At 37.1% G+C, this 24336-nt stretch carries 21 protein-coding genes, 1 rRNA gene and 1 pseudogene; 19 read left to right on the top strand and 4 right to left on the bottom strand.

From position 1 onward, the window contains the following. Nucleotides 1-111: 111 nt before the first annotated feature. Nucleotides 112-900 (bottom strand): HAD family hydrolase, encoded by a 789-nt coding sequence (locus tag ACIQXV_RS16355; protein ID WP_402960282.1) that lies wholly within the window; start codon nt 898-900, stop codon nt 112-114. 276 nt (nt 901-1176) lie between these two features. Beyond that, nucleotides 1177-1668: an RrF2 family transcriptional regulator gene (locus ACIQXV_RS16350; protein ID WP_402960281.1), complete on the bottom strand. Its 492-nt coding sequence runs from the start codon at nt 1666-1668 to the stop codon at nt 1177-1179. Between the two features lie 242 nt (nt 1669-1910). On the opposite strand from ACIQXV_RS16350, the gene ACIQXV_RS16345 reads away from it, so the two are divergent. From ACIQXV_RS16345 to ACIQXV_RS16335, 3 genes are all read left to right on the top strand, one after another. Next, nucleotides 1911-2351, top strand: a complete 441-nt coding sequence (locus ACIQXV_RS16345; protein WP_402960280.1) for a carboxymuconolactone decarboxylase family protein — start codon at nt 1911-1913, stop codon at nt 2349-2351. 575 nt (nt 2352-2926) lie between these two features. Beyond that, complete coding sequence (locus ACIQXV_RS16340; protein ID WP_402960454.1) at nt 2927-3205, top strand: ArsR/SmtB family transcription factor; 279 nt, start codon at nt 2927-2929, stop codon at nt 3203-3205. Nucleotides 3206-3315: 110 nt separating this feature from the next. Then, nucleotides 3316-3699, top strand: coding sequence for a VOC family protein (locus ACIQXV_RS16335; RefSeq protein WP_402960279.1), 384 nt, complete (start codon nt 3316-3318; stop codon nt 3697-3699). 75 nt (nt 3700-3774) lie between these two features. On the opposite strand, the gene ACIQXV_RS16330 is transcribed toward ACIQXV_RS16335, so the two are convergent. Beyond that, nucleotides 3775-4449, bottom strand: coding sequence for a GntR family transcriptional regulator (locus tag ACIQXV_RS16330; protein WP_402960278.1), 675 nt, complete (start codon nt 4447-4449; stop codon nt 3775-3777). Nucleotides 4450-4669: 220 nt separating this feature from the next. Here ACIQXV_RS16330 and ACIQXV_RS16325 point away from each other — a divergent pair, with 220 nt between their 5' ends. From ACIQXV_RS16325 to tkt, 15 genes and pseudogenes are all read left to right on the top strand, one after another. Next, entirely contained in the window at nt 4670-5467 is a 798-nt protein-coding gene (locus tag ACIQXV_RS16325; RefSeq protein ID WP_402960453.1) for a transporter substrate-binding domain-containing protein, read from the top strand. Between the two features lie 124 nt (nt 5468-5591). After that, nucleotides 5592-6746: a saccharopine dehydrogenase family protein gene (locus tag ACIQXV_RS16320; protein WP_402960277.1), complete on the top strand. Its 1155-nt coding sequence runs from the start codon at nt 5592-5594 to the stop codon at nt 6744-6746. 96 nt (nt 6747-6842) lie between these two features. After that, on the top strand, nt 6843-7499 hold the full coding sequence (locus ACIQXV_RS16315; RefSeq protein WP_402960276.1) for an amino acid ABC transporter permease: 657 nt from the start codon (nt 6843-6845) through the stop codon (nt 7497-7499). Nucleotides 7500-7532: 33 nt separating this feature from the next. Then, nucleotides 7533-8285 carry an amino acid ABC transporter ATP-binding protein gene (locus ACIQXV_RS16310; RefSeq protein WP_402960275.1) on the top strand — a complete coding sequence of 251 codons (753 nt, stop codon included), beginning with the start codon at nt 7533-7535 and terminating at the stop codon, nt 8283-8285. Nucleotides 8286-8585: 300 nt separating this feature from the next. Next, entirely contained in the window at nt 8586-9779 is a 1194-nt protein-coding gene (locus tag ACIQXV_RS16305) for a sigma-54 interaction domain-containing protein (RefSeq protein ID WP_402960274.1), read from the top strand. A 132-nt stretch (nt 9780-9911) separates the two neighbouring features. Continuing rightward, nucleotides 9912-10628, top strand: a complete 717-nt coding sequence (locus ACIQXV_RS16300) for an acetoacetate decarboxylase family protein (protein WP_402960273.1) — start codon at nt 9912-9914, stop codon at nt 10626-10628. Between the two features lie 122 nt (nt 10629-10750). Then, nucleotides 10751-12190 carry a sodium/proline symporter gene (locus ACIQXV_RS16295; RefSeq protein ID WP_402960272.1) on the top strand — a complete coding sequence of 480 codons (1440 nt, stop codon included), beginning with the start codon at nt 10751-10753 and terminating at the stop codon, nt 12188-12190. Between the two features lie 25 nt (nt 12191-12215). Continuing rightward, nucleotides 12216-12974, top strand: a complete 759-nt coding sequence (locus ACIQXV_RS16290; RefSeq protein ID WP_402960271.1) for an acetoacetate decarboxylase family protein — start codon at nt 12216-12218, stop codon at nt 12972-12974. A 256-nt stretch (nt 12975-13230) separates the two neighbouring features. Further along, on the top strand, nt 13231-14721 hold the full coding sequence (locus ACIQXV_RS16285; RefSeq protein ID WP_402960270.1) for an RNA-guided endonuclease InsQ/TnpB family protein: 1491 nt from the start codon (nt 13231-13233) through the stop codon (nt 14719-14721). Nucleotides 14722-14818: 97 nt separating this feature from the next. Continuing rightward, a complete protein-coding gene (locus ACIQXV_RS16280) occupies nt 14819-15394 on the top strand; it encodes an NUDIX domain-containing protein (RefSeq protein ID WP_402960269.1) in 576 nt (191 codons plus the stop codon). A gap of 411 nt (nt 15395-15805) precedes the next feature. Beyond that, a pseudogene (locus ACIQXV_RS16275) lies at nt 15806-16966 on the top strand (BglG family transcription antiterminator); the annotation flags it as partial. A 261-nt stretch (nt 16967-17227) separates the two neighbouring features. After that, nucleotides 17228-17890, top strand: coding sequence for a PTS sugar transporter subunit IIA (locus tag ACIQXV_RS16270; RefSeq protein WP_402960452.1), 663 nt, complete (start codon nt 17228-17230; stop codon nt 17888-17890). Then, nucleotides 17887-18165 (top strand): PTS sugar transporter subunit IIB, encoded by a 279-nt coding sequence (locus ACIQXV_RS16265; protein ID WP_402960268.1) that lies wholly within the window; start codon nt 17887-17889, stop codon nt 18163-18165. Before ACIQXV_RS16270 ends, ACIQXV_RS16265 begins: the two co-directional genes overlap by 4 nt. Nucleotides 18166-18191: 26 nt before the next feature. Then, nucleotides 18192-19466 carry a PTS ascorbate transporter subunit IIC gene (locus ACIQXV_RS16260; RefSeq protein ID WP_402960267.1) on the top strand — a complete coding sequence of 425 codons (1275 nt, stop codon included), beginning with the start codon at nt 18192-18194 and terminating at the stop codon, nt 19464-19466. Nucleotides 19467-19531: 65 nt separating this feature from the next. Continuing rightward, nucleotides 19532-21523 carry a transketolase gene (gene tkt, locus ACIQXV_RS16255; RefSeq protein ID WP_483874206.1) on the top strand — a complete coding sequence of 664 codons (1992 nt, stop codon included), beginning with the start codon at nt 19532-19534 and terminating at the stop codon, nt 21521-21523. A 555-nt stretch (nt 21524-22078) separates the two neighbouring features. On the opposite strand, the gene brnQ is transcribed toward tkt, so the two are convergent. Then, nucleotides 22079-23416, bottom strand: coding sequence for a branched-chain amino acid transport system II carrier protein (gene brnQ, locus ACIQXV_RS16250; RefSeq protein WP_402960265.1), 1338 nt, complete (start codon nt 23414-23416; stop codon nt 22079-22081). Nucleotides 23417-24272: 856 nt separating this feature from the next. Here brnQ and ACIQXV_RS16245 point away from each other — a divergent pair. Beyond that, nucleotides 24273-24336, top strand: a 16S ribosomal RNA gene (locus ACIQXV_RS16245); the annotation flags it as partial.

Below are 24336 nucleotides of genomic sequence, written 5' to 3'. Positions count from 1 at the left end.
CCGAAGAGACAGATCCACAGAAAGAAAAAAAAGTGCCTGGCATCACTCGAATCCTGTCGAATTTACTTCGACAAATGGTGAGTGGTGCCAGGCACTTATTTGATAAAAAAACTAAATCGCATATGATTTAATAAGATAACGTTCTATAAACTCAGCTAATCCATCATTTTCGTGATGTCCTGTAACAAAATCAGCGGCTGCTTTAACCTCTTCGCTAGCGTTCCCCATTGCCACACCGGTACCGGCATGACGAAGCATTTCTATATCATTGGGTCCGTCTCCAATGGCTACGACCTCATTTGGACTCATTCGAAATTCGGTAAGTAAGCTTTTTATTCCAGACCATTTGGAAACATTAGGAGCAAGCAGCTCAAACCCGTCATTCCAATCGATGACTTCTGCTTCTTTTTTAAACAAAGCAGAAATTTTCGGACTTGGTGCACCTGTTCGAACACTATATTTAAGCACATCTTGATAATTTGCCTGTCTTAAATCTCCAATATACCGTGGCGGAATTTGCCCAACATTTGTCCAATAATCGATTTCTTCATTCGTTTCCTTACAATAAAGCCCATTTGCTGTATGGATCATAACATTACAAGGATTTTCAGCAGTAAGATGGTGAAATCGTTCTTCGTTCAATTGGACAATTTTCATTTGCATAACTCTTCCTGTATCCGCATCGTGAATGGCGGCACCATTCAAACAGATCATCGGAGTTCGTAATCCAATTTCTTTATGGTAGGGAGCAGTTACTTCATAGTGTCGTCCAGTAGCAAGAAAAACCTTGACTCCCTGATTCATCAGCCTATTAATGGCTTCCATATTTCGGTGGGAAATGTTGTTTGAGGCTTTGAGTAGTGTCCCATCCATATCAATAAATATTGCACGCACATTCATTTATACTGCCTCCTCATTCGTTGCTAAACCAATCATATCACCTGAATATTAAAGCCTCGTAAACTCAGTGTATAGATTAAATGAAGTTTATTAGGAATCTAGTAACTTGAAATAATTAAGGCTGTCTTATTTGATTTGGAGTAGTTTTTTTTTCATTGAAGTAAAGGGGTTAGTGGAAGAATAGAGCCAGATAATATGATATATCGTACTGAAACTTGTGCAGCAAAGAACCTCTCTAAATTCCTGGTAAATTAGGAATTTCACGAGAGGTTTATTTTATATTTTGCTCTTCGAAAAATATTTTTGAGTATCTTTACGTATTTGTTCGGGTAAGACACGATCAAGCTCTTCGTTTAACCATGACAGTGTTTTACTACGCAAGTAATCACGCATTTTTTCTTCCGCAGAGAGCATAACTAAATTGATGGTACAAGAGGAGGGAGCTGAACAACAGTTTTCTCTATACAAATAACCACTATCTTTAATATTTTTACATTGAAAAATGGGCTTAGGACCTTCAACTGCTTCAACTACATCCCAAAAGGAAATATCTTCCGGGGACTTAGATAACCTATATCCTCCCTTTACACCAGGGACAGAACTTACAATGCCAGCCTTCGATAATCTACCGAAAACTTTTGAAAGAAATGTCTCAGAAAGTCCTTGGAATTCTGCCAAATCCTTTATCCCAATACTATCCTTGGAAGGAACATCAATTAAATAAACCAGACAATGTAAAGCATATTCAACTCCGACACTATACTGCATATAAACTCACCTGCCTTTGATTTTAAGGGTTATCAAATTGTATCTTAGGAGTATTTAGAGTGATAGTCAAATGAAAGAAATCTCTTTTGGATAAATCCCATTCATTTGACAAAAATAATTATCACGCATATTATAGATAATGTTAATCGTCGATTGATGTAGTCTGCAATTGATGCTGCTTCAAGATTGGCACATAAATTAATACTGTCTTAAAAGAAAAGAAATATAAGGAGGCAATTAAATTGGAACAACGAGTTGATTATTATAATGTAGCGCCAGAAGCACTTAAAATAATGATGGAAATGGAAAAGTATTTGAAAACAACAAGTATAGATCGTAAACTTCGTGAACTTATAAAAATTCGGGCTTCTCAAATAAATGGTTGTGCCTATTGTCTTAACATGCATACAGCTGATGCTAGAAAAATGGGAGAAACCGAACAACGTTTATATTGCATTAGTGCATGGAGAGAGTGCACATTTTACACAGATGCAGAAAAAGCAGCTCTTGAGTTGACAGAATACGTGACTTTAATCCCGACAAAACGCGTGCCAGATGAGCTTTACCAACGAGTACGTGAACATTATGACGAGAAAGAATATGTTGACCTTGTACTAATAATTAATCAAATCAACAGTTGGAATAGAATATCTATTGCAATGGGAAATACAGCCACTGGGTGACCATGGGGACGGTTCTGCTGGCACTTTTTCGAGAAGGACATTTAGTTGAAAAAGACCATGAGAACCGTCCCAGTGGCTTTACAAACGATGGTTCCTTTTTTAAAAAGAGCCCTTTTTGGAGACAGCTTTCAACATTCTTTTTATGTATGATAGTGTGGAACCCAGGACTGAAGAGTATTGAGGCTGATTCGTATTTTGGGCCAAGTGCGACTTAATCGTCTTTAACGGCCTGATGAAGCCCATTTTGCTTGCATTCGATTGGAGTTTTGGTCTTCATTAGCTTGCTGAAGGAGGCTACGGCACACTTTCCTCCGCTTACGACATGTTTTCAACCGCTTATTACATATTTTGTGACGCATACGACATAAATCGGAACACTTATGACCTATTTTTCAAAACTTACGACATTTTTCTGGATATTAAATTTGGAAATCATCTAACTTGAATGGCTCTACGTCGCAGTTTCCTCCAATAGCGACTAATCCTCTTGAAAAGAACCCTCCCTGTGCCATCTCACGCAACCATAAAGTTGCTTATGCTTGACAAGCAACCGTAGAGTTGCTTATACTCGATATATGAATTGGGACAAAGACGCTATATTCAAAGCACTTGGTGACTCGACTCGGCGGCTTATTTTAGACGAACTATCTGAACGCAACGAGCTAACGTTGTATGAACTTACGGTACGTCTCATTATGAAGCACGGCCTTTCCATTTCGCGACAAGCGATCGCTAAACATCTTTCTGCATTGGAAGATGCAGGGCTCGTAAAATCAAAACGAAAGGGAAAATACCGAGTATTAATATTCAACAACGAACCACTTAAAGATTTACTAAAAGGATGGATAGAGTAATTTTATTAAATCGGAACAGGACTTCTGACAAATGTGTGGGTTGTTTTGCTTGCAGCCAGATTGTTAGCACAGCACCATACGTCACAATTATCAAAGGAGGAAAAATCAGTATGAAAATTATTGTCACTAGTATATTCGTACAAGATCAAGACAAGGCATTGGAGTTTTATTCAGAAAAACTGGGATTTGTAAAAAAGGTGGACGTTCCTGTCGGAGAATTTAGGTGGATAACGCTTGTTTCTCCAGATAATCAAGACGGTGTCGAGCTTTTACTCGAACCGAATAACCATCCTGCCGCTAAGGAGTACCAAAAGAAGATATTTGCCGATGGCATCCCAGCAACAATGTTTGGCGTTGCAGATATTCACAAAGAGTACAATCGATTAATAGAAAAAGGCGTGAAGTTTACTATGGTACCGACCAAAATGGGCGAAGTCACAATAGCTGTCTTTGACGATACATGTGGCAACCTTATTCAGATAGCGCAGAAGTAACTTCACGTGACAATGGGGACGGTTCTTTACCATGAGAACCGTCCCTGTGGTTTTTAAAGCAAAAAATTAAAGTCTCTAAAAAATCTCATCCAATTCTTTATATTCGTTATAGCCATTTTCAACACTTTCAATGGAATGTTTAAAATGATTTTCTAGAGCTATTTTTAATTCAGTTTCTTTTTTTTGTTCCATTAAGCTTAAAATATGACTGTGTTCATTAGGACTGTAGGGCTCTTGTGTCTTATTATTAAAAAACTCATCATAAAGAATCAGATAAATATTGGTTTGAATAATGAGCCGTTCAATAAATTCGTTTAAAAACTTGTTGTTGCATTTTTCGGTTATAGCAACATGAAAATCTTTATTTACCTTAACGAAGGTTTCCGTATTTTTATCGGCTAAAGCCAGTTTTTCATTCTCGATGATTTCCTTAATAGTAGAAAAGTCTTTTTCAGTCAAATACTCCATTGATTTTCTAGCTGCAATAAATTCTAAATTTCCCCGTAGTTCATACGCTTGGATGATCTCATCATGTGTTGGACTCGTTACAAAAGCTCCTTTATTCGGCACGATATCTACTAATCCCTCAGATGCCAAATTTTTTAACGCATTGCGAATCGGAGTCCGACTTACCTTTAATGTGTCAGAAATTCTACTCTCAATTAGCTGTTTTCCTGGTGCTAATTTACGTGCTAAAATAGCTGTCTTAATATGGTTGTAAACATTGTGCTCTACAGAGTCTATTTTCATAAATTTCCCACCTGCTTTCTTTCCTGTTATCCAAACGTGTAATCGCAATTTTCTAAATATATTGACATCGATATTTTCCTTAGTATACACTATAGTAAATTGTACTACAATTTTGGACAACAATGAATATTCTTCAGAGCCTTTTTAAAATTAAACGGAAGGAGATTTACGATTAAGGGGATTGAAAACGTTATCAATATAATTTAAAGGGGTTGTTATGATGAGGAAGAAGTTGTTTTTGTCTTTTATTGTCATTCTATTAATCGGTATTATTGCAGGGTGTAGTGGCAGCAAAGAAACTGGAGGAAATAAAAAACAAACGGTTTTGGAAAGAGTTGAAAAGTCAAAAGTTTTAAAGGTGGCCTTTGAAGGAACATACCCGCCATTTAACTTCGTAGATGATAAACAAAACTATATTGGATTTGATGTTGATATTTCGAATGAAATTGCGAAGCGATTGGGAGTAAAGACTGAGTTTATCGCAACAAAGTGGGACAGCCTTATTGGTGGATTAAAGGCAGATAAATTTGATATTATCATCGGTCAAATGACGGTAACGGATGAAAGGAAAAAGAGTGTTGATTTTACAGACCCCTATGTTGTTACTGGATCTGTCTTGGTCACAAGAGAGGATACAACTGATATAACAAAGCTTGAAGATATTAAAGGGAAAAATGTCGGGGTAGGCGGAGGAACAACATTTGAAGAAGTTGCAAAAAGTGTGGATGGAGCAAATGTTAAATTATATAAAGCCGTAAGTGATTATATCCAAGACCTGCAGAATAAAAGATTAGATGTTATTATCAATGACCAATTATTGATGGGCTACAATATTAAGGAGAATAAGTTACCAATCAAAATTACAAGCGAAATATTAAATAAAGACGAAATTGGTATGGCAATAAAAAAGGATAATGATGACTTTGTGAAAAAAGTAAATGAAGCTATAGCTGCCATGAAGGAAGATGGTACTTATGACGAGATTTATAAAAAATGGTTTGGAGAAAACAAATTATAAACTAAAAATGTTAATTTTTTACGTGCAAAATAAGCCATTAAAATAAGAGAAAAAGAGTTTTCTAGATTGAAATGAATACTCTTTTTCTCACCAATCTACGGAAAAGTTAAGAGGAGGAGTCAAAATGCGAGCTGTCGTTTTAGGAACTGGAATGATTGGTACAACAGTAGTCAGTGAGTTAGCAAAATTTCCAACTATTGAATCCGTAACAGCAGTTGATGGCATCGAGGTGAGTGTTGAAAAATGCTTAGAAATCGCTGCTAATCCTAAGGTTATTGGTCAAGTAGCATCACTGCAAACCGAGGACGATATTGCAAAGGTACTAAAAGATGCAGACGTTGCGGTGGCATGCTTGCCGCATTCCTTAAGTTTACCAGCTATTAAAGCAGCGATTTCAGCAAAATGCCATCTTGTCGATTTAGTTGGATCAAAGATTGAAGAGAAAATGGAATTGGATGTGGCAGCAAAAGAAGCCGGCGTTATTATTATGCCAGGTTGTGGGGTGGCACCGGGAATAACGAATTTTTTAGCAGCTCAAGGAATTGAATTATTGGATGAGGCTGATGAAGCTGTCATGATTTGTGGTGGAATCCCAAGATTTCCAGTCCCACCATTATGGTACCAGGTTGTTTTTCGATTAGAAAGTGTATTAGGTCTATATACGAGACCAGCGTTAGCAGCAGAAAATGGAGAACTTGTAGAATTGCCTCCTCTTTCAGGCTTAGAAAAATTAACCTTCCCCGATCCTGTTGGTCAATGTGAAGCTGTTATAACAGACGCTCACAGCACAGCCTATACACTTAAAGATAAAGTAAAAAAACTATATGAGAAAACGGTTCGTTACGAAGGGCACTGGAATAAGATGGGTACTTTAGCGGAATTAGGATTTTTAGATGACAAGCCTTTAGAAATTGACGGGCATTACATAACTCCAAGAGCTTTTGCAGAAAAAGTGTTATCACCTAAGTTGCAAGGAAGTTCCAAAGAGGATATTACTGTTGTGCGGGTTGAAGTAAGCGGGATAAAAAACGGAAATCCGACTAAGTATACATGGGAAATGGTTGATTTATATGACCATGAAAGAAATATTACATCAATGGCGAAAACAACGGCATTACCAGCTATGCTGCTGGCCAATTGGATTGCACAGGGAAAGATAAATGCTGTTGGAATTGTACCAATTGAAAAAGTAATTATTAATGAACACTTTGATCCGTTTGTAGAAGAGTTAAAATCGTTGGGGATTGAAATAGCATTTAAAGAAGAAGTTTTAGTTTAAGGCACTTTATCTTTAGGCTTTGTTACCTATTTTAACAAAGCCTAAAGATAAGCTCATATATGATTATTGCAAGATTGTTAGATTGGAGGAAACTTAATGAATATATCAATTATTATTGAGTCCTTGCCAACTTTACTAAATGCTACTTTAATGACTATTTTTTTAGCAGTCGTTTCCATTATTATTGCACTCTTTCTAGGGTTTTTCACGGCATTAGCAAGAATATCTAAGATTAAACCTTTAGAGGTAATTGCTAGAACGTATGTGTCCATTATCCGTGGAACCCCGTTATTAGTACAAGTTTTTGTTATTTATTACGGACTACCGCAAATTAATATCGAAATGGATCCAATACCTTCAGGAATTCTCGCTTTAAGCTTAAATGCTGGTGCCTATTTATCGGAATCTTTCCGTGCGGCTATTCTATCAGTTGATAAAGGGCAGATGGAAGCTGCTGCATCTCTGGGTATGACTTACGGGCAAGGGTTACGCAGGATTATTCTTCCGCAAAGTCTTCGTATTGCTATTCCGACATTGTCAAATACATTTATCATCCTAATTAAAGATACTTCACTTATCTCGGTTATTACGGTTACAGAATTATTGCAAATGTCCTCCTTACTCATTGCAAAGACATTCGAACCATTAACGATTTATTTATTGGCTGCAGCCATTTATTGGGTTCTCATTACTGTTTTAACAGCTGTGTTGGACAAAATGGAAAAGCGCACATCTCAACATTTAACACTCTAAAATGGACTTGAATCCAGAAAAAGGGGGATAGGTATGAGCATCATTCAGTTAAAAAACCTTAAAAAGAAATTTGGAACGAATGAAGTTCTTCGGGGAATTAATCTTTCAGTCAATAAAAGTGAAGTAGTCGTTCTTATGGGACCAAGCGGATCTGGAAAGTCGACATTATTACGTTGCCTGACATTTTTAGAAGAACCAACTGAAGGAACCATTCAAATCGGAAATCATGAAGTAACCGCTGGAGAATTAAATCGTAAACGAAAGAATGTTATAAGAGAATTAAGAAAAACGACAGGCTTTGTTTTTCAAAATTTTAATTTATTTCCTCATAAAACGGCCATTGAAAATGTGATGGAGGGTCCAATCGTTGTCCAAGGAAAAAGCAAGGAGGAGGCTATGAAAATAGCTAGACCCCTTCTTGAAAAAGTAGGGCTTGGAGAACGCTGTGATCATTATCCATCACAGCTTTCGGGGGGTCAGCAGCAAAGAACTGCCATTGCTCGGGCACTTTCTATGAAACCGATGGTTATGCTTTACGATGAACCTACCTCTGCATTGGATCCAGAACTCGTTCGGGAAGTTCTCCAAGTAATGAAGGATCTCGCTCAAGAGGGGATGACAATGGTCGTCGTCACACATGAAATGAACTTTGCTAAAGAAGTTGCTGATCGGGTCATTTTTATGGACGGTGGTGTCATTGTCGAGCAAGGAACATCAGTCGACATTTTCGAACATCCTAAGGAAGATCGAACAAAAAGATTCCTTTCGAAAGTAAGTGGTGAATAGCGGGGTCAGCCCCCTGGAAACACGGGACGGTTCTTGTGCTTCATTTACATTTCATCGCCCCCCATCCAGCAAAAGGTTTTAAGCGGTAAAGTTAAAAAGGAGTAAATATAAAACACCAAAATGTAATTTGCTGCATTTTTGTGTTTTTTTATTTTAGTACATTGCTTCGTAGTAAAGAGTTGGGTTTAAGGAGGCATATTGAAACAATAAAGAGAATTATTAATGACAAAGAAAATTTAATCTATTAAATGGAATGACTAAGTAAGGCACTTTATATTTCTACTAAAAGAGGTGATCCACATGGATAACTGGTTAAAAAGCGTAATTGATACCTTAAAAGAAGCTGTGGTTGTGATCGATCAACATTTGACTTTTATTTATGCGAATCCGGCTGTGAATACGATTGGTTTGGATCATGCGAAAATAATTGGACTTAATCTTTTTGAAGTTTTTCCAAATCTAACCTATGAGACAAGTGTGTTTTGCCAGGTAATGGAAAGCAGAGAACCAGTGATTGATAGAGAACAAACATTTTTTACCTATCGCGGTGAAATGAAGACGACGCTTACGTCCACTTATCCTCTATTAAAAAATGGCAAGGTTATTGGTGCATTCGAAACATTTCAGGATATTTCGAATGTCCAGCATGTAACTGAACAGCTGCATCAACTTCAAAATTGTGCAGCCATTCCTGAAAACCTTCTAGAGTCGTATTTGTTTGGAACTACAAAAGGGAGTTATACGGGTGCAGAAGATCGTGAAGGATTATTTGAGATTGCAGATGGCGGTATTCTATTTTTAGATGAAATCAATTCGTTGCCTAAAAACCTCCAAGCGAAGCTATTACGTGTTCTTCAGGATCAAAAGATAAGGAGAGTAGGAGGGACAAAGGAGATTTCTGTAAACGTTCGATTAATTGTGGCGACTAACACCCATCCGAAGAATCTTCTGATGAAAAATGAAATGAGGCCGGATTTATATTTTCGACTAAGTGTGTTGAACATCGAGCTTCCGCCATTACGAAAGAGGAAGAATGATATTCCTTTTTTGGTAGATTACTTTATTAAGGATTATAATCGATTATTTCATAAGCATGTGTCAGGTATTACGGACGGAGCTTTGACAAAATTAATGAATTACTCATGGCCGGGCAATATTAGAGAATTGAAGAATTGTATGGAACGAATCATGAATCTAAAAACGAGCGGATGTATTGATGAAAGTGATATCGATTTACAGGATCTTTATCAAATTTCTGAGATATTACAGGCTTCAACACATGCCCAGATTGAGTATGACGAGGATGCAAGCTTTAAACAGATGATGGAAGCAACTGAAATTAAAATCATCAAACAGGAGCTTACTCAAACGCGGGGGAATATTTCACAGGCTTCCCGTAATCTAGATATTCCACAACAAACATTGAGTAATAAAATAAAAAAATATCATTTAGAGAATTATATATTAAAAATTAAGTTACTTAAAAATGGGTAATTACCCTTAATGCAGGTAGTTTTTTGGGTAAAAGGTAAAGTATAAAATTGGCGGGCTTTGAATTATCGGACTTTTCATACTTGGCATAATTATTGCAATATTAAAGGTAATAAGAAAAGGAGGATGATGAACATGTCCAAGTACGAATACACTATTTTACCAGAATATTCACCTTTATATCCAGCACTCCCTTACCATTATGAGGATTATCAAAAGGTAAGTGTTTACTGTCGAGGAGACAAGGAAGCATTACAAAAATTTCTTCCAAAAGAATTTAAAGTAACCTCTGATGTGTTTGAAGTATTTGTGTTAACGAATATCAAAATTCAGGGTTTAGATTTATACAGTGAAGGTGGAATCGTTATTCCATGTCAATATAAAGACATAGAAGGGGCATGCGTAGCTTTTGAATATGTGGATACGGATGGAGCTCTATGCGCAGGCAGGGAGATATGGGGGTATCCAAAAAAACTGGCTGAAGTTCAATTTGAAAAAGATGAAACCTCCATTAAAGGTGTCATCACTAGAAAAGGGAAGAAGATTATAGATGTTACGTTTGAAAACAATAATAGTAGAATCATTGAACCACCCAATCTGTCTCCAAGACTTCAGGTAAAACGGATCCCAAATCCGGAAACCTATGGGACAGATACAAATTTCGTGATTAAAAATATATTGCAGAATGTAGAAGTTAAGAAAAAAGTATATGGTCAGGCAACATTAAATATCGAACCATCCGTTGATGATCCATTGAACGAATTAGGGGTTAAAGAAATACTAGGTGCAGTATATATTGAAGGCGCCTTTACACTGACATACGGAGAAATTGTTGAAGACTTAAACAAATAAAGGGGTGTGCCATAATGGAGAATGCATTTCTAATTTGGTTCTTGTATGTGATTATTCCGGTGTTGGGATTTGTTGCTACCTTCTTTCTTTCCAAGCAGGCTAATAAAAGGGGGGAGGAATAAATGTTAACCGTCTTTGCGATTTATTTAGCAGCTGTCTTTATCATTGGGGTTATGTCTGAACGATACATTTCAAAGAGTGAAGAAGGATTTTTTTTAGGTGACCGGAATTTTGGGCCTTGGGCAACAGCCATCAGTGCTGGTGCCACAGATACCAGCGGCTGGATCTTCATTGGTGCTGCTGGATATTCGTATGTTGCTGGTATTAGTACCATGTGGATGCTTCCGGGATTCATCATTGGCTACTTAATTAATTGGTTCCTCGTGGCACCTAAATTAAGAAGGGAAGGAACAAAGCTAGGCGCATTAAGCTTACCAGATTATTTTAGCAAAAAACTGAATGATAAAAAAAGTATTATTAAGATTATTTCTAGTATCGTTATTATTATATTTTTTGTCGCATCGATGGCATCCCAGTTAACAGCTGCAGGAAAAGCACTTGATGCCACCCTTTCATTTAACTATGAACTTGGTTTAGTCCTGTCAGCAGCATTTGTCATAGGATACGCTATTTTTGGGGGTTACAGATCTGTCGTATATACCGATTTTACACAAGGGATCATCATGCTGGCCGTATTGATTATTTTTCCGGTATACATGATCTTTTTTGAACTCGGGGGAGCGGCATCCTTTTTTAATACCCTCCATTCGATTGACCCCGTTCTAACTACTTCACTTGGGGGAGCATCCGGTGCGGCAGCATTCGGTGTGTTTGCTGGATTATTCTTTTTTGGATTCGGAGAACCTGGTCAGCCGCATATTGTTCAACGATTTTTAACTGCCAAGGATGACAAAACAATCAGACAAGGGTCCTATATCGCCATGTTTTGGGTTGTGGTTGTGATGACTGGATCAAACCTGTTAGGGTTAATCGGAAGAGTCGTTTATCCAACCTTAAAGGATCCTGAGTATGTATTCCCGATGCTGTCCATTGATTTACTACATCCTATTTTAACAGGTATTGTATTAGCCGCTATTTTTTCAGCAATCCAGTCTACTTTTTCATCGCAGGTTATGGTGGCAACTCAATCGTTTGCGAGTGATTTTCTAAAGGCAGTGGTGAAAAAGCCATTTACCGATAAACAAACCATGATCATTTCAAGGGTGACGATGGTGGTGCTGGGGATCGTGTCTACAATTATTGCACTTATGAACATCCAAACTGTGTTTCTTTTAGTATTGTATGCATGGGCAGGTCTGAGTGCAAGTTTCGGTCCACTGTTAATCATGCTTCTTTATACGAATCTTGTTACAAGGCAAGGGGCCATTTGGGGAATTATTGTAGGTACGTTGGTTACGGTCGTTTGGATTAACACACCTTGGGTTGCCTATCTGTATGAATTAATCCCGGCTACCATTGCTTCAACACTTACGATATTCATAGTCAGCAAGTATACAAGAACTGAAAAAGTATCGTCTGGATCCAACGTATCAATAAAATAATTTTTGATAGGGAGGTCACTCAATCATGCGTTCCAATGCGAATAATGTACCGGTTCATGCACCGTTATTTCCGGACCCATTTGTCCCTTACCAATGTAAAGATTATGTATCACTATTTGCGGTAGCAGAAGCAAGCGAAGAGGAAATTAAGCGGATCCTATCCTATACTCCATTTGAATATATAGAGAATAAAATTGTGTTATCCATAAGTGATTTTAGCAAGACGGATAAATTATCTTACATGGATTGTGCCATTGTTGTCCCGGTTAAATATGGCGATAAGTATGGCGGTTATTATATCTATGAATATGAAAATAATGATGCAGCCATTGCAGCTGGCAGAGACCTTTGGGGATATCCAAAAAAATATGCAGAGATTATTTTAAAGGAACAAGATGGTGAAATATATGGTTATGCGAAAAAAGATGGCGAGGTTTTTCTTGAACTAAAGGCAGATACTTCTAAGGCGATCGGAAAAATAAGTGAACCCAAAATAACACCACATTTTAATATTCGTACAATCCCGAAAACAACAGGCGGCATTTATTTTCAAGAGATTATTGAACGCGATACGTCTCCTGATTTTGTTTTGCATAATAAAACGTTTTTACATGTAGACGTACAAATAAATGGAGCATTTACGCAACCACTGAACCAATTAGGGCCTATTACGGTCTTGGGTGGCGGCGTCATAAAAGGCGATTTCTACGCTACCGAAAAAAATGGCTGGGGAAAAGTGTTAGAAACCATTAAACATGGGGAAGGTTCTCTTACTTCTTATTAAGTGACCATAGGGACGGTTCGGCTGGCTTTTTAGACAAGGAAGAAGAATGAAAAAGGCCATGGGAACCGTCCCGTGGCGTCTTTTCATTTGTCAAAAAGCAGCGTAAAACCCCTAGCTTTATTATCGGGATATAAGCTGTATTTTTGGTTTGATTTGCAATAAAATCAAGTGATTTCACTATACATTTTAGTCTAATATCTGATATAATAAAAACATAATTAGAACATTTGTTCCTAGTGTAAGGGAGGTGAAGGCTATGTATAGTTCCTATAAAATACAAATTCATCCTCAACATGAGCTATTCAATTACTGTGATTCACTTTGTTTTAAGGCGAAAAATTTGTACAACATCACCAATTACTATATTCGTCAGGTTTACACATCATTAAGAAAAGAAATAAGAAATGAAAATCAACTTCAAGTGTTAATGGATATTGAAACCTATTTACCCCAAATGAATGAAATTCGCCTGAAAAGCTATGAAAAAGCAAAAGAAAAACCTAAGAAAGTAGATAAAAAAGGCAAAATAATTGAACCAAAATTGAAACTTTTTGAAATGCCAACTGCAAGAAAGTCATTCCTTGGATATGCCTTTGTAGAAGCATTATTTAAGGTCATGAAGCAGATCGATTACACCTCAATGCCCTCTCAGTCCAATCAACAAACGATGAAGAAAGTATATGATGATTGGAAAAGCTATTTTGAAGCATCTAAGAAATATAAAATCAATCCTGCCAGCTTTTCCGGAAAACCGAAGATACCAAAATATAAACCAAAGAATGGTCGCACAACGTGCTATTTAACAAATCAAATAACAGAAATAATAGATGGGAATATGAAATTACCAGGAACTCATCTTCCGTTAAACTTGGGGAAAATCGCTGATTCTGCAGGGAAATTACAACAGGTTCGAATTGTACCGTCCTATGGCCGCTATGTAATAGAAATCGTATTTAAAGATGAACAAGAAAAGCAAATCAATAGAACCGATAAACAAAAGAATGAATTCGTATTTACACCAAAACGAGTAATGGGTATTGATTTAGGCGTGGATAACCTGGCAACTATCGTCGATAACACGGGGTTTAAACCGTTGCTTATCAAGGGCAAAGGGCTAAAATCGATCAATCAATACTATAACAAACTAAGAGCTAAATATATGTGTATAATAAGAAATGGAAAAGGATCAAAAGAGGGGATCTTTACCACTAACCGGTTAATTTCCTTGGATCGAAAAAGGAATAATCGCGTCACGGATTTTTTACATAAAGCCAGCGCAAAAGTGGTGGAAAGTGCCCTAGAAAGAATGATTGATACCATCATCATAGGAAGAAATGTTGGTTGGAAATCGGAGGTCAAAATGAAAAAGTCTGATAAGCAAACCTTCATCCAAATTCCGTATACGACGTTCATTGAAATGATTCGATACAAGGCTGAACGTAAAGGAATTCAAGTCATCGACCGTGAAGAAAGCTATACTTCCAAGTCTAGTTTCTTGGATCATGATCCAATCCCAACTTTCGGAGATGATATCCATCCAGATTTTAGTGGGTATCGGAGTAGCAGAGCATTTTACAAAATAAAAGGGTCGAAAGTACTCATACATGCAGATGTAAATGGCGCCTTTAATATTGTTCGCAAATATGTACAGCATGCATTTGATGGACTTGAAAGAAAACAATTCCTTCAAGCACCAAAGAAAATCATTATAATGAGGAAAAAAGCAAAGCTGAAGGCTTCGGTCTGATGTATTAGCGGGACTTGTGGTAGCCCACGTAAAGACAATGCGGCTTTTAAAGCCTATTCTTTCGAAACCCCTAACTTTTGTTATGGGGATACTCATAGTGTTATCATACGTATTAAAAAGGAATTTTATTGGTGAGGTGATGGAAATGGCTTGGAGGATTACTAGTTCCAGTAAGAAAAAGGTGGACCGCTTTGGGATTTCAATTGATCAGGTGGTGCTTCCAAATGGGGAGGAAAAGACATTTTCCTATTTAGATTTTGCAAAGGGAGTTTGCGTTCTTCCTATCACGAAAAACCACGATGTCGTCTGCTTAAAACAATACCGTCATGCGGTTAACAGCTGGCAATGGGAATTACCTGCTGGGATGATTGATCGAGACGGGATCGATCCCCTTGAAGTTGCGAAAAAAGAGCTGGAGGAAGAGACGGGCTATGTTGCCGAGCATTGGCTTGAATTAGGAAGTTTTTATCCGTCTCCTGGCTCAACGACGGAGGAAATCTATTTGTTTGCTGCAGCCGGCTTAGCACCTACTGAGCAAAAGTTAGAAACCAGCGAACAAATTGAAGTACATACTATCACCATGGAAGAATTGAAGGACCTGATTATTAAAGGAGATTTCAAGCATGGTGCAGGGCTTGCAGCTGTTTTAAGATATAAGTTTATGACGGATTGATTTATTGTGAAGCAGGGGGATGGTTCACTGCTTCATTTACCTGTCACGTAATCCAGCGGCGCATTACAGTAAGAATAGCTATTAAAAAGGCGGCAGTCTTCTTATTTAAGGAGATGTCGCCTTTTTTTTATATCTAGCCCTGCAAATTTTATGGGATTTTTAGGGTAGCATCCATATAAGTTCTAGTAAATTTAGAAATCAGTAAGACGCTAAGTGATGGAATTGGATTGGAAGTTACTACATTTTCGTACAGTTAAAGAATCCAATGATTTTTATTCTCTATTTTTATAAAATGATAGTTATACATATTTATATAAATATTTTGAATGTAAATAGTATTTACAATATATAATCCCAACCGTCGTTGAGATGAATGCGGTTTCAATTTATGATTTGTGTAGGAGGTAAATAATGGTGCTTGAACAAAGAAGTCTTCAATTATTAGATTTGTTACTCAGGAATGATTTAATCACGATCGAAGAAATCCAAAACAGAACAGAATTAACAAGACGTCAAATCGATTACGATTTGGAAAAGATTAATATTTGGCTTGCAGCATGTCAATACCCCAGAATTGAAAAGCTGAAACGAAAAGGGATTTCGGTACCAACAGAAACGAAGCAGTATATTATCGAAAAAATAACAGAAAAAGGAGGAGGGGGAACAGAAACTTCCTATACATTTGGGGATAATGAAAGAATGGCATTTATTTATCTACTTCTTTTTGATAATCAGGATTACATCTCTTTAAACCATTTACTCTATTCTCTCAACATCAGTAGGAGTACAGTTTTAAAGGATATCAAAAATTTAGATAAAAATATTAAACAGTATGATGTACGTGTCATTTACAACCGAACAAGGGGTTATTCCCTGAAAGGGGATGAACGAAGTCTTCGTTACTGTATGATGCGATTTGTGATTAAAATGTTATCATACCCAAACGGTCCAAAACTTTTAGATTGGTACAATACTAAAAATCAATTACTTAATTCAAAAGATATCTTATCTATTATTCATGAAACATCAGAAAAGTGGTCAATCAAGTTTGTTGAGAATAGAATGCTTGAATTTGTCTATAGCTTTATTCTGATCCATTCAAGAATAAAAAAATTAGTTCAAGGACTTTCCTATGAAAAGCACCAATCTATTTTTAAAAATACAAATGAATTAAATTTTGTGGAAGACTTGCTAAGTCAATTTGATATCGTTACTACCGAAGAAAGGGAATACTTGTGTTCATGGATATTAGGAATTTCCGTAGGAAACTTAAATAATTTTACAAGGGATCGAGCAATATTAATAAATCTTGTTAAAGGGATAATAGACCGTTTTGAAAGTTTAGCTGGTATCCGATTTATAGAGTATAAAAAAGTAGTTACTCAATTATATATGCACTTTAGACCAGCCTATTATCGTCTGTTATTCAAACTGCCAATCGTGAACCCGCTCTTGCAAAAGATCTAAAAGGAATACAGGGAACTTTATAAACTAGTGATGGAAACAATGAAACCCTTTAATGCTGTTTTTGGAAAAGAGATTCCTTGTGAAGAAATTGCCTATTTAACAATTCATTTTGCATCCATTATTAATAACACCAATGAAGAATACAAGGAAAAAAAGATTGCTCTCATTGTGTGTCCTAGTGGGGTTGGGACATCTGCCATTTTGTATAAAGAATTACGTGGAGTGTTTCCAGAGTTTGAATTTTTGCCCCCAATTGAAATTGAACAATTTGATTTGGTAAAAACGAAGATTGATATATTGTTTTCCACTGTGCCGTCAACAAAGCTATTAACTAAAAAAATACCACTAGTAATTGTGAATCCTATTATGACTAGTATGGAAAAGTTCAATATCGTACGTAATGTATATGCTCAAATAGGAAACCCAGCATTCAATCAACCCTCTATAAAAAACATCATGAATATTATTGAAGAGTACACAAAAGTAACAGATAGAGTTGGATTAGAAAGAAGTCTCTATGAGCTGTTTACCAACCACAAAATAGATCCTCAGGAAGTGAGTCAACCCGTGTTAAGTGAAATTACCAATGAAAGATTAATCCAATTAGATGTCGAAGCGACAGATTGGCAAGATGCAATTCGGAAATCCGGGCAGCCGTTAGTTAATGAGGGTAAGGTCTCATTACAATATATTCAGGCGATGATAGACACTGCAAGTGAGTCAGGTCCATATATCGTAATTGCTAAACATGTTGCATTGCCTCATGCTAGGCCAGAAGCTGGTTCGAAAGAAATCGCAATAAGCATGTCTAAGTTAAAGAATCCAATAAAGTTTGGAAACAATGACAATGATCCGGTTAAATATGTTTTTTGTTTGAGCGCAATCGACAATGAAACCCACTTAACCGCAATGGCAGAATTAGTGGAATTGTTAGAGTGTAGTCAGTTTTATGAAATGTTAGATGAAGCAAGAGATCCAAAAGAAATTTATGAATTTATTTTAGAACATGAAAAGGTGGAGTCGAAATGAAAACAGCATTAATTGCATGTCGAACAGGAATGGGCTCAAGTATGATGTTAAAAATTAAGGTGGATCAAGTTATAAGAGAAAATAAATTTCCTATTAAAGCAGAACACAATACAATTGATGCTGTTGGACAATTCAGAGGGGATCTTTTGATTACGATGGCTGATTTAGTTCCAGATTTGAAAAGTAAAGTAAAATACATTATTGGAATTCAAAACCTAATGGACAAAAAAGAAATTAAAGAAAAACTTGAAAAGTTTTTAGTTGACACAAACTAAATTATGTTTAAAGGGGAGTTAATATAATGGAACTCGTTAAAGTGATTGTATTTGACTTATTAAGTTCTGCTGCTATTTTAGTTGGTCTTATGGCTCTTATTGGATTAATTTTGCAAAAACAAACACCTGAAAATATTATTTCTGGAACATTAAAAACAATTGTCGGATTTCTCGTCTTTGGTGTTGGTTCTGGGGCCGCAGTTGTAGCTCTTAATAGTTTTCAAGAGTTATTTGCTGCAGGATTTGGCCTTAAAGGGGTACTTCCTTTAGCAGAAGCAGTAACTGCACTAGCACAACAAAAATTTGGAACTACTGTATCTTTAGTAATGGTTCTAGGGTTCGTGATGAACTTAGTTGTTGCCCGTTTTACTCCCCTTAAATATATTTTCTTAACAGGCCAACATAACCTTTATTTAGCAGCTCTACTTACAGTAATGTTAAAGGCTTTGGGTGTTAGTAATACAGTAATCGTAATTCTTGGTGGAATTCTTCTTGGTATCTGTGCAGCTTTGTTCCCCGCAATCTGCCAACCATACATGCGTAAAATCACTGGAGACGATGAGTTAGCACTTGGACATTATGTGACAGTTGGTTATGCGTTATCTGGTTGGATTGGTTCTAAAGTGGGTAAGCCTGAAGACAGTACTGAAAACTTGAAACTGCCAGGCTGGTTGTCCATTTTTAAAGATTATGTTGTCGGAGTAAGTATTACCATCATTATCTTCTTTTATATTGCTACATTTGCGGCTGGCAAAGCTGAAGTGGAAGTATTGTCTAACGGAGTCAATTGGTTAGTATATCCTTTATTCCAAGGGTTAGCTTTCGCAGCAGCACTGTTTGTTATTATAACTGGAGTGCGATTGCTTTTAGGTGAAATTGTAAACGCATTCGTTGGTATTTCTGAACGCTTAATTCCCAATGCCAAACCAGCGCTAGATTGTCCGATTGTATTCCCATTTGCACCTACAGCAACTGTAATTGGGTTCTTAAGTGCATATGTTGGCGGCCTACTTTGTATGTTTGCTTTTGGTGTCTTGAAAATGGCCGTTATTATTCCCGTAGCCGTTCCTTACTTCTTTATTGGAGCAACAGCGGGAGTGTTTGGGAATGCCACGGGGGGTTGGAAAGGCGCTGTCGCTGGTTCCTTTGTAGTAGGGGTTTTAATTGCAGTTGGACCATCTACTATTTATCCGATTATGGAGAATTTAGGTTTGGAAGGTACAGCTTTTCCTGAAACGGATTTTAATATTGTTGGTCTATTAATTTATTATATAGGAAAATTATTACAATTCATTTTTTAGTTTAGCAATTTTTACAAAATAATTCAAATTATACTGGAGGTTTGATGATGATTACGGCTGGAGGTTTGAAGATGAATACAGCTCAATTGTCGGTAAATACAATTAGAACTTTATGTTTAGATAGTGTAGAAAATGCAAAACATGGTCATCTAGGAATGCCTTTAGGGTCTGCACCAATGGCTTACGAACTTTGGAAAAATAAAATGAAACACAATCCAAAAAATCCGCAATGGTTTAATCGTGATCGTTTCGTTTTAACTTCTGGTCATGGTTCAATATTATTATATTCACTTTTATATTTATCAGGCTATGATTTGACTATTGATGATCTAAAGAGTTTTAGAAAACTAAATAGTCGCACTCCAGGGCATCCAGAAGTGCACATAACTCCTGGTGTTGAAGCTACTACTGGTCCGCTTGGTCAAGGATTTTCTCTAACTGTTGGGATGGCCCTTGCGGAAGCGCACTTAGCTGACAAGTTTAATAGAGAGAACTTTAATGTTATTAATCATTACACGTACACGATCTGTGGTGATGGGGACCTAATGGAAGGTGTCACACAAGAAGCTGCTTCTCTTGCGGGTCAATTAGGTTTAGGTCGTTTGATTGTATTATATGATTCTAACGATGTTACATCAGATGGTGCGGTTAATCTCTCAAACAAAGAGGATGTTAAAGGGAAATTCGAATCGATGGGATGGCATTTCATAAAAGTGAATGATGGGAATGACCTCAAGGAGATATCAAAGGCGATTGATGAAGCTAAGGCTTGTATAGACAAACCTACATTGATTGAAGTGAAAAACGTGATTGGGTACGGTTCTCCATCTCTTCAGGGAACAGCTAAGATTCACAGTAATCCAGTAGGAGAGGAAGAAACAAAACGAATAAAGCAAGCATATGGCTGGGAATATGAAAATCCTTTCTTTGTGCCAACAGAAGTAAAAGAATCTTTTTCTGAAATTGATAAGAACGGTAAAAAGGAAGAAGAAAAATGGAATCAGTTGTTGAAGGAATATAAAGAAGCTTATCCTAAATTAGCAGAAGAACTAGATAAAACTATTAATGATAGTTTTGCATTTTCAGAAGACACCATACAGAAATTCAAACCTGGTAAAATGGCAACGCGTTCTGCTTCTGGAGAAATGTTAAACCGAATTTACAAGGATATTCCAACATTAGTTGGCGGGTCTGCTGACCTTGCATCTTCGAATAAAACAACAATTACTGGACAAAATTTTATGCAAAAAGGGAACTATGCTGGACCAAACATTCACTTTGGTGTACGTGAATTTGCGATGGCGTCGATTGAAGCGGGATTAGTTCTTCATGGCGGAATTAAAGGATATTGCGGTACTTTCTTAATTTTTTCTGACTATATGCGTTCTGCTATTCGTCATTCTGCTTTAATGGAAATTCCGATGATTTATATCTTTACTCATGACAGTATCTTACTTGGACAAGACGGGCCTACGCACCAACCGATTGAGCACTTAATCTCATTACGTGCTATGCCAAACCTAATTGTGATACGACCTGCGGATGCGAATGAAACAGTAGCAGCTTGGAAGATTGCAATTGAATCTAAAAGGACACCTGTCGTTCTTTCATTAGGCCGGCATGATGTGCCAATTTTAGAAAATGTCTCATTCGATGGTGTTGAAAAAGGTGCTTACGTTATTTCTCCATCTAAAGGTGTGCCAAAAGGGATCATAATTGCAACAGGTTCCGAAGTAGAGTTAGCACTAAAAGCCCAAAATATTCTTCATGCAGAAGGAATTGAAATAAACATAGTAAGTATGCCTAGCTGGGAATTGTTTGAAGAACAAGAAGATGAATATAAGGAAAAAATTCTACCGAAAGAACTTTCAAAACGATTATCTGTAGAAATGGGTTCTAAGTATGGATGGGAACATTATGTGGGACCAGAAGGTGCAGTGATGAGTATAGATCAATTTGGTGCATCAGGACCAGGTGAAGCACTGGCAGAGCAGCTTAATTTCACTGTTTCAGATATTGTAAAGAATATGAAAAAGGTGCTGAATAAAAAGCCTTAAAAATTCGATAAATCAAATTCTGTAAATACTGTAAATACTGTTAAATCGTACCCAATACAATAATTATACAGCAAAAAAGGTATAATTCCCTCAGAATATGAGGTATTATACCTTTTTTCATTACTACCTATTTTTCAAAACTTACGACATTTGCTGGATAATCTAGAAATCCTCTCGACTGCTATTTGCTCATGACATATTCTTCTCCACAAGCTAGTGGGTCAAGCCCCACTCAACTGGCCTCGAAGTTTGATAGATTTTTTGATTGTAAAAAGTGATAGAGTGAAGTTGCAACTGAATATTGTGAGGGTGGTTGGTTGTCAATCTTCTTTCAGTTTTTAGGAAAGGAGGTGATAATCATTTGAACTTGTTCGTGAAGTTTTGAAAGGGGTAGTGCGGGAAACTACAGCACATCTTTTTCGAAAAAAAGTATTAGGATACAAGAAAACCACCCCACGCCGTCACAAGCAAATGATCTGGAAGACCATGGGGACGGTTCCGGTGGCCTATGCTAACTGCATTTGGACCATGAGAACCGTCCCCGTGGTTACGTGGTTACCTGGAGCGCGTTGGCCAGAAATAGCCGATAATCGCTCCAATTAAAGCTGGTAAAATCCAGCCAAGCCCAATATCGTAAAGTGGTAAGGTATCCATGTAGAATGATTTGATGGATTCGAATAAAGGGACAGTCGCTTCTGGTAAACTGCCGACTAACGTGCTGTATCCGTCGAAGAAGCTTACACAAAAAGTTAAACACATAGATGAAGCATAAACACTCTGCTTATGGCCGAATAAAGATGAACAAAGAGCTAATAAAATCAGAACTATGGCTAAAGGATACAATAACATTAATACTGGTACCGCGTATTGGATGATATTGTTTAGGCCGAAGTTGGCGATGATAAAGGACACAAGACATAGAATCAAAACAAAGATTTTATAACTTATTTTTGGAAATATACGATTAAAAAATTCGCTGCAAGATGTAATAAGTCCGATGCTTGTTTTTAAACAGGCAAGTACGATAATAATCGCTAATAAAATGGAGCCGAATGATCCGAAATAATGCTGGGCCACTGCCGCAAAGATCAAACCGCCATTATCGAATGTCCCGATTGCTGATACACTCGACGCTCCCATATAGGTAATCAGTCCGTAAATCAGCATCATGAGTACCATTGCGAAAATGCCTGATTTCCATGTGGCTTTTGCGATGGCCTTCGGATCGGTGATGCCTTGTCCCTTAATCGCATGGATGACAACAATCCCAAATGCAAGTGAGGCGAGGGCATCCATCGTGTTGTATCCTTCTTTAAAGCCGGTTATAAAGGCCAATCCACTATAATCACCCGCAGGATTTCCGAAGTGACCCATCGGTTTGACGATGGCAATGACAATTAAGAGGAATAAGAACACTAAAAATGCAGGTGTTAAATATTTGCCGATATAGTCAATAATTTTCGCTGGGTTCAATGAGAAATAATAGACGATTGCAAAAAACACAAAACTAAAGAGCCCCAGATATAAGCTTCCGTGCGCAGGATTGATATACGGTTCAAAACCGACCACGAAAGGAACCGTTGCTGTCCGTGGAATGGCGAAAAATGGTCCAATGGTTAAGTATAGTGCCATGGCGAAGACGACTCCAAATAGTGGATGGACCCGCCCTGCTAACTCACGTAATCCATTACTTCCGGATAACCCAAATGCTAAAATCCCCAAAAATGGCAGGCCAATCGCGGTTATGAGGAAACCAATTAATGCCGGCCAAAAGTTCGTGCCAGCGAGCTGACCCATTTGGATCGGAAAGATTAAATTTCCTGCGCCAAAGAACATTCCGAATAGCATCGTACCAATGATGGCATAGGTTGAAAATGAAATTTTTTGTTGCATGCATGTGCTCCTTCTCAGATGAATTCTTCCCATTTTACCACCTTTTTTCGGAGGAAGCCATGGCGACCATGGGGAGGGTTCTAGTGGTCTATGCTGGACCATGAGAACCCTCACTATGAAACTTCCAGCGGAAAAGACAAATAGAAAACTTTTGTACCAATTAACTATATCTGCTATGTTTCCTATTTTTGTAATAATTTCTAAGTCTCTTTCAGAATAGTAATCTCTTCTAAAATTTTCACCCCGCCCCATTTAATTATGGCCGGTGGAGAAAATAAGGATATTTATCAGAATGCAGGTTAGAAAAGTGAAGGGTATGATATTTTTGCGGAATGATGGAGTATTTTCCGGGAAAGTTTCTTGCGATTATCGACAATATTTTTTTTATAGGAGTTATAATAATGCATATAGAAGAACATTTGCAGAGGGGTTAACCAAACGATTGATGGGTATAGCATATAAGGAATATAGTCGAAGGGATGTCGCATTTTAGAAAAAGACTTCATTAAGAGTCCGGGCAGGCATCGCTAGTTTGAAGTGTATTATAAAAGATATATTCCGATAATAAATAACTGTTCTGCGAAGTATTTTAAAAAAGTTTTTAAAAAGGCGTTGACCAATCTATTAATATACTGTAATATATGAAAAGTCGTCAGCAAGACGATAACGTAGTTAAAAAAGTTGTTGACAATAACAACTTGAAATGATATATTAATAAAGTTGCTTCTGAACGAAGTGACAAACTTGCTCTTTGAAAACTAAACAAACATGAACGTCAACAAACAATATTAATCGTGTTTCTTCTATTATAATAAGAAGAGCATGAGCCAACGTAACTTTTATGAGCTAATCAACTTTCTTGGAGAGTTTGATCCTGGCTCAGGACGAACGCTGGCGGCGTGCCTAATACATGCAAGTCG

Origin of the sequence: Neobacillus sp. NPDC097160, from assembly GCF_044762155.1 — a bacterium.
GTDB lineage: Bacteria > Bacillota > Bacilli > Bacillales > Cytobacillaceae > Neobacillus.
This window is presented reverse-complemented; position numbering and strand designations above follow the sequence as displayed.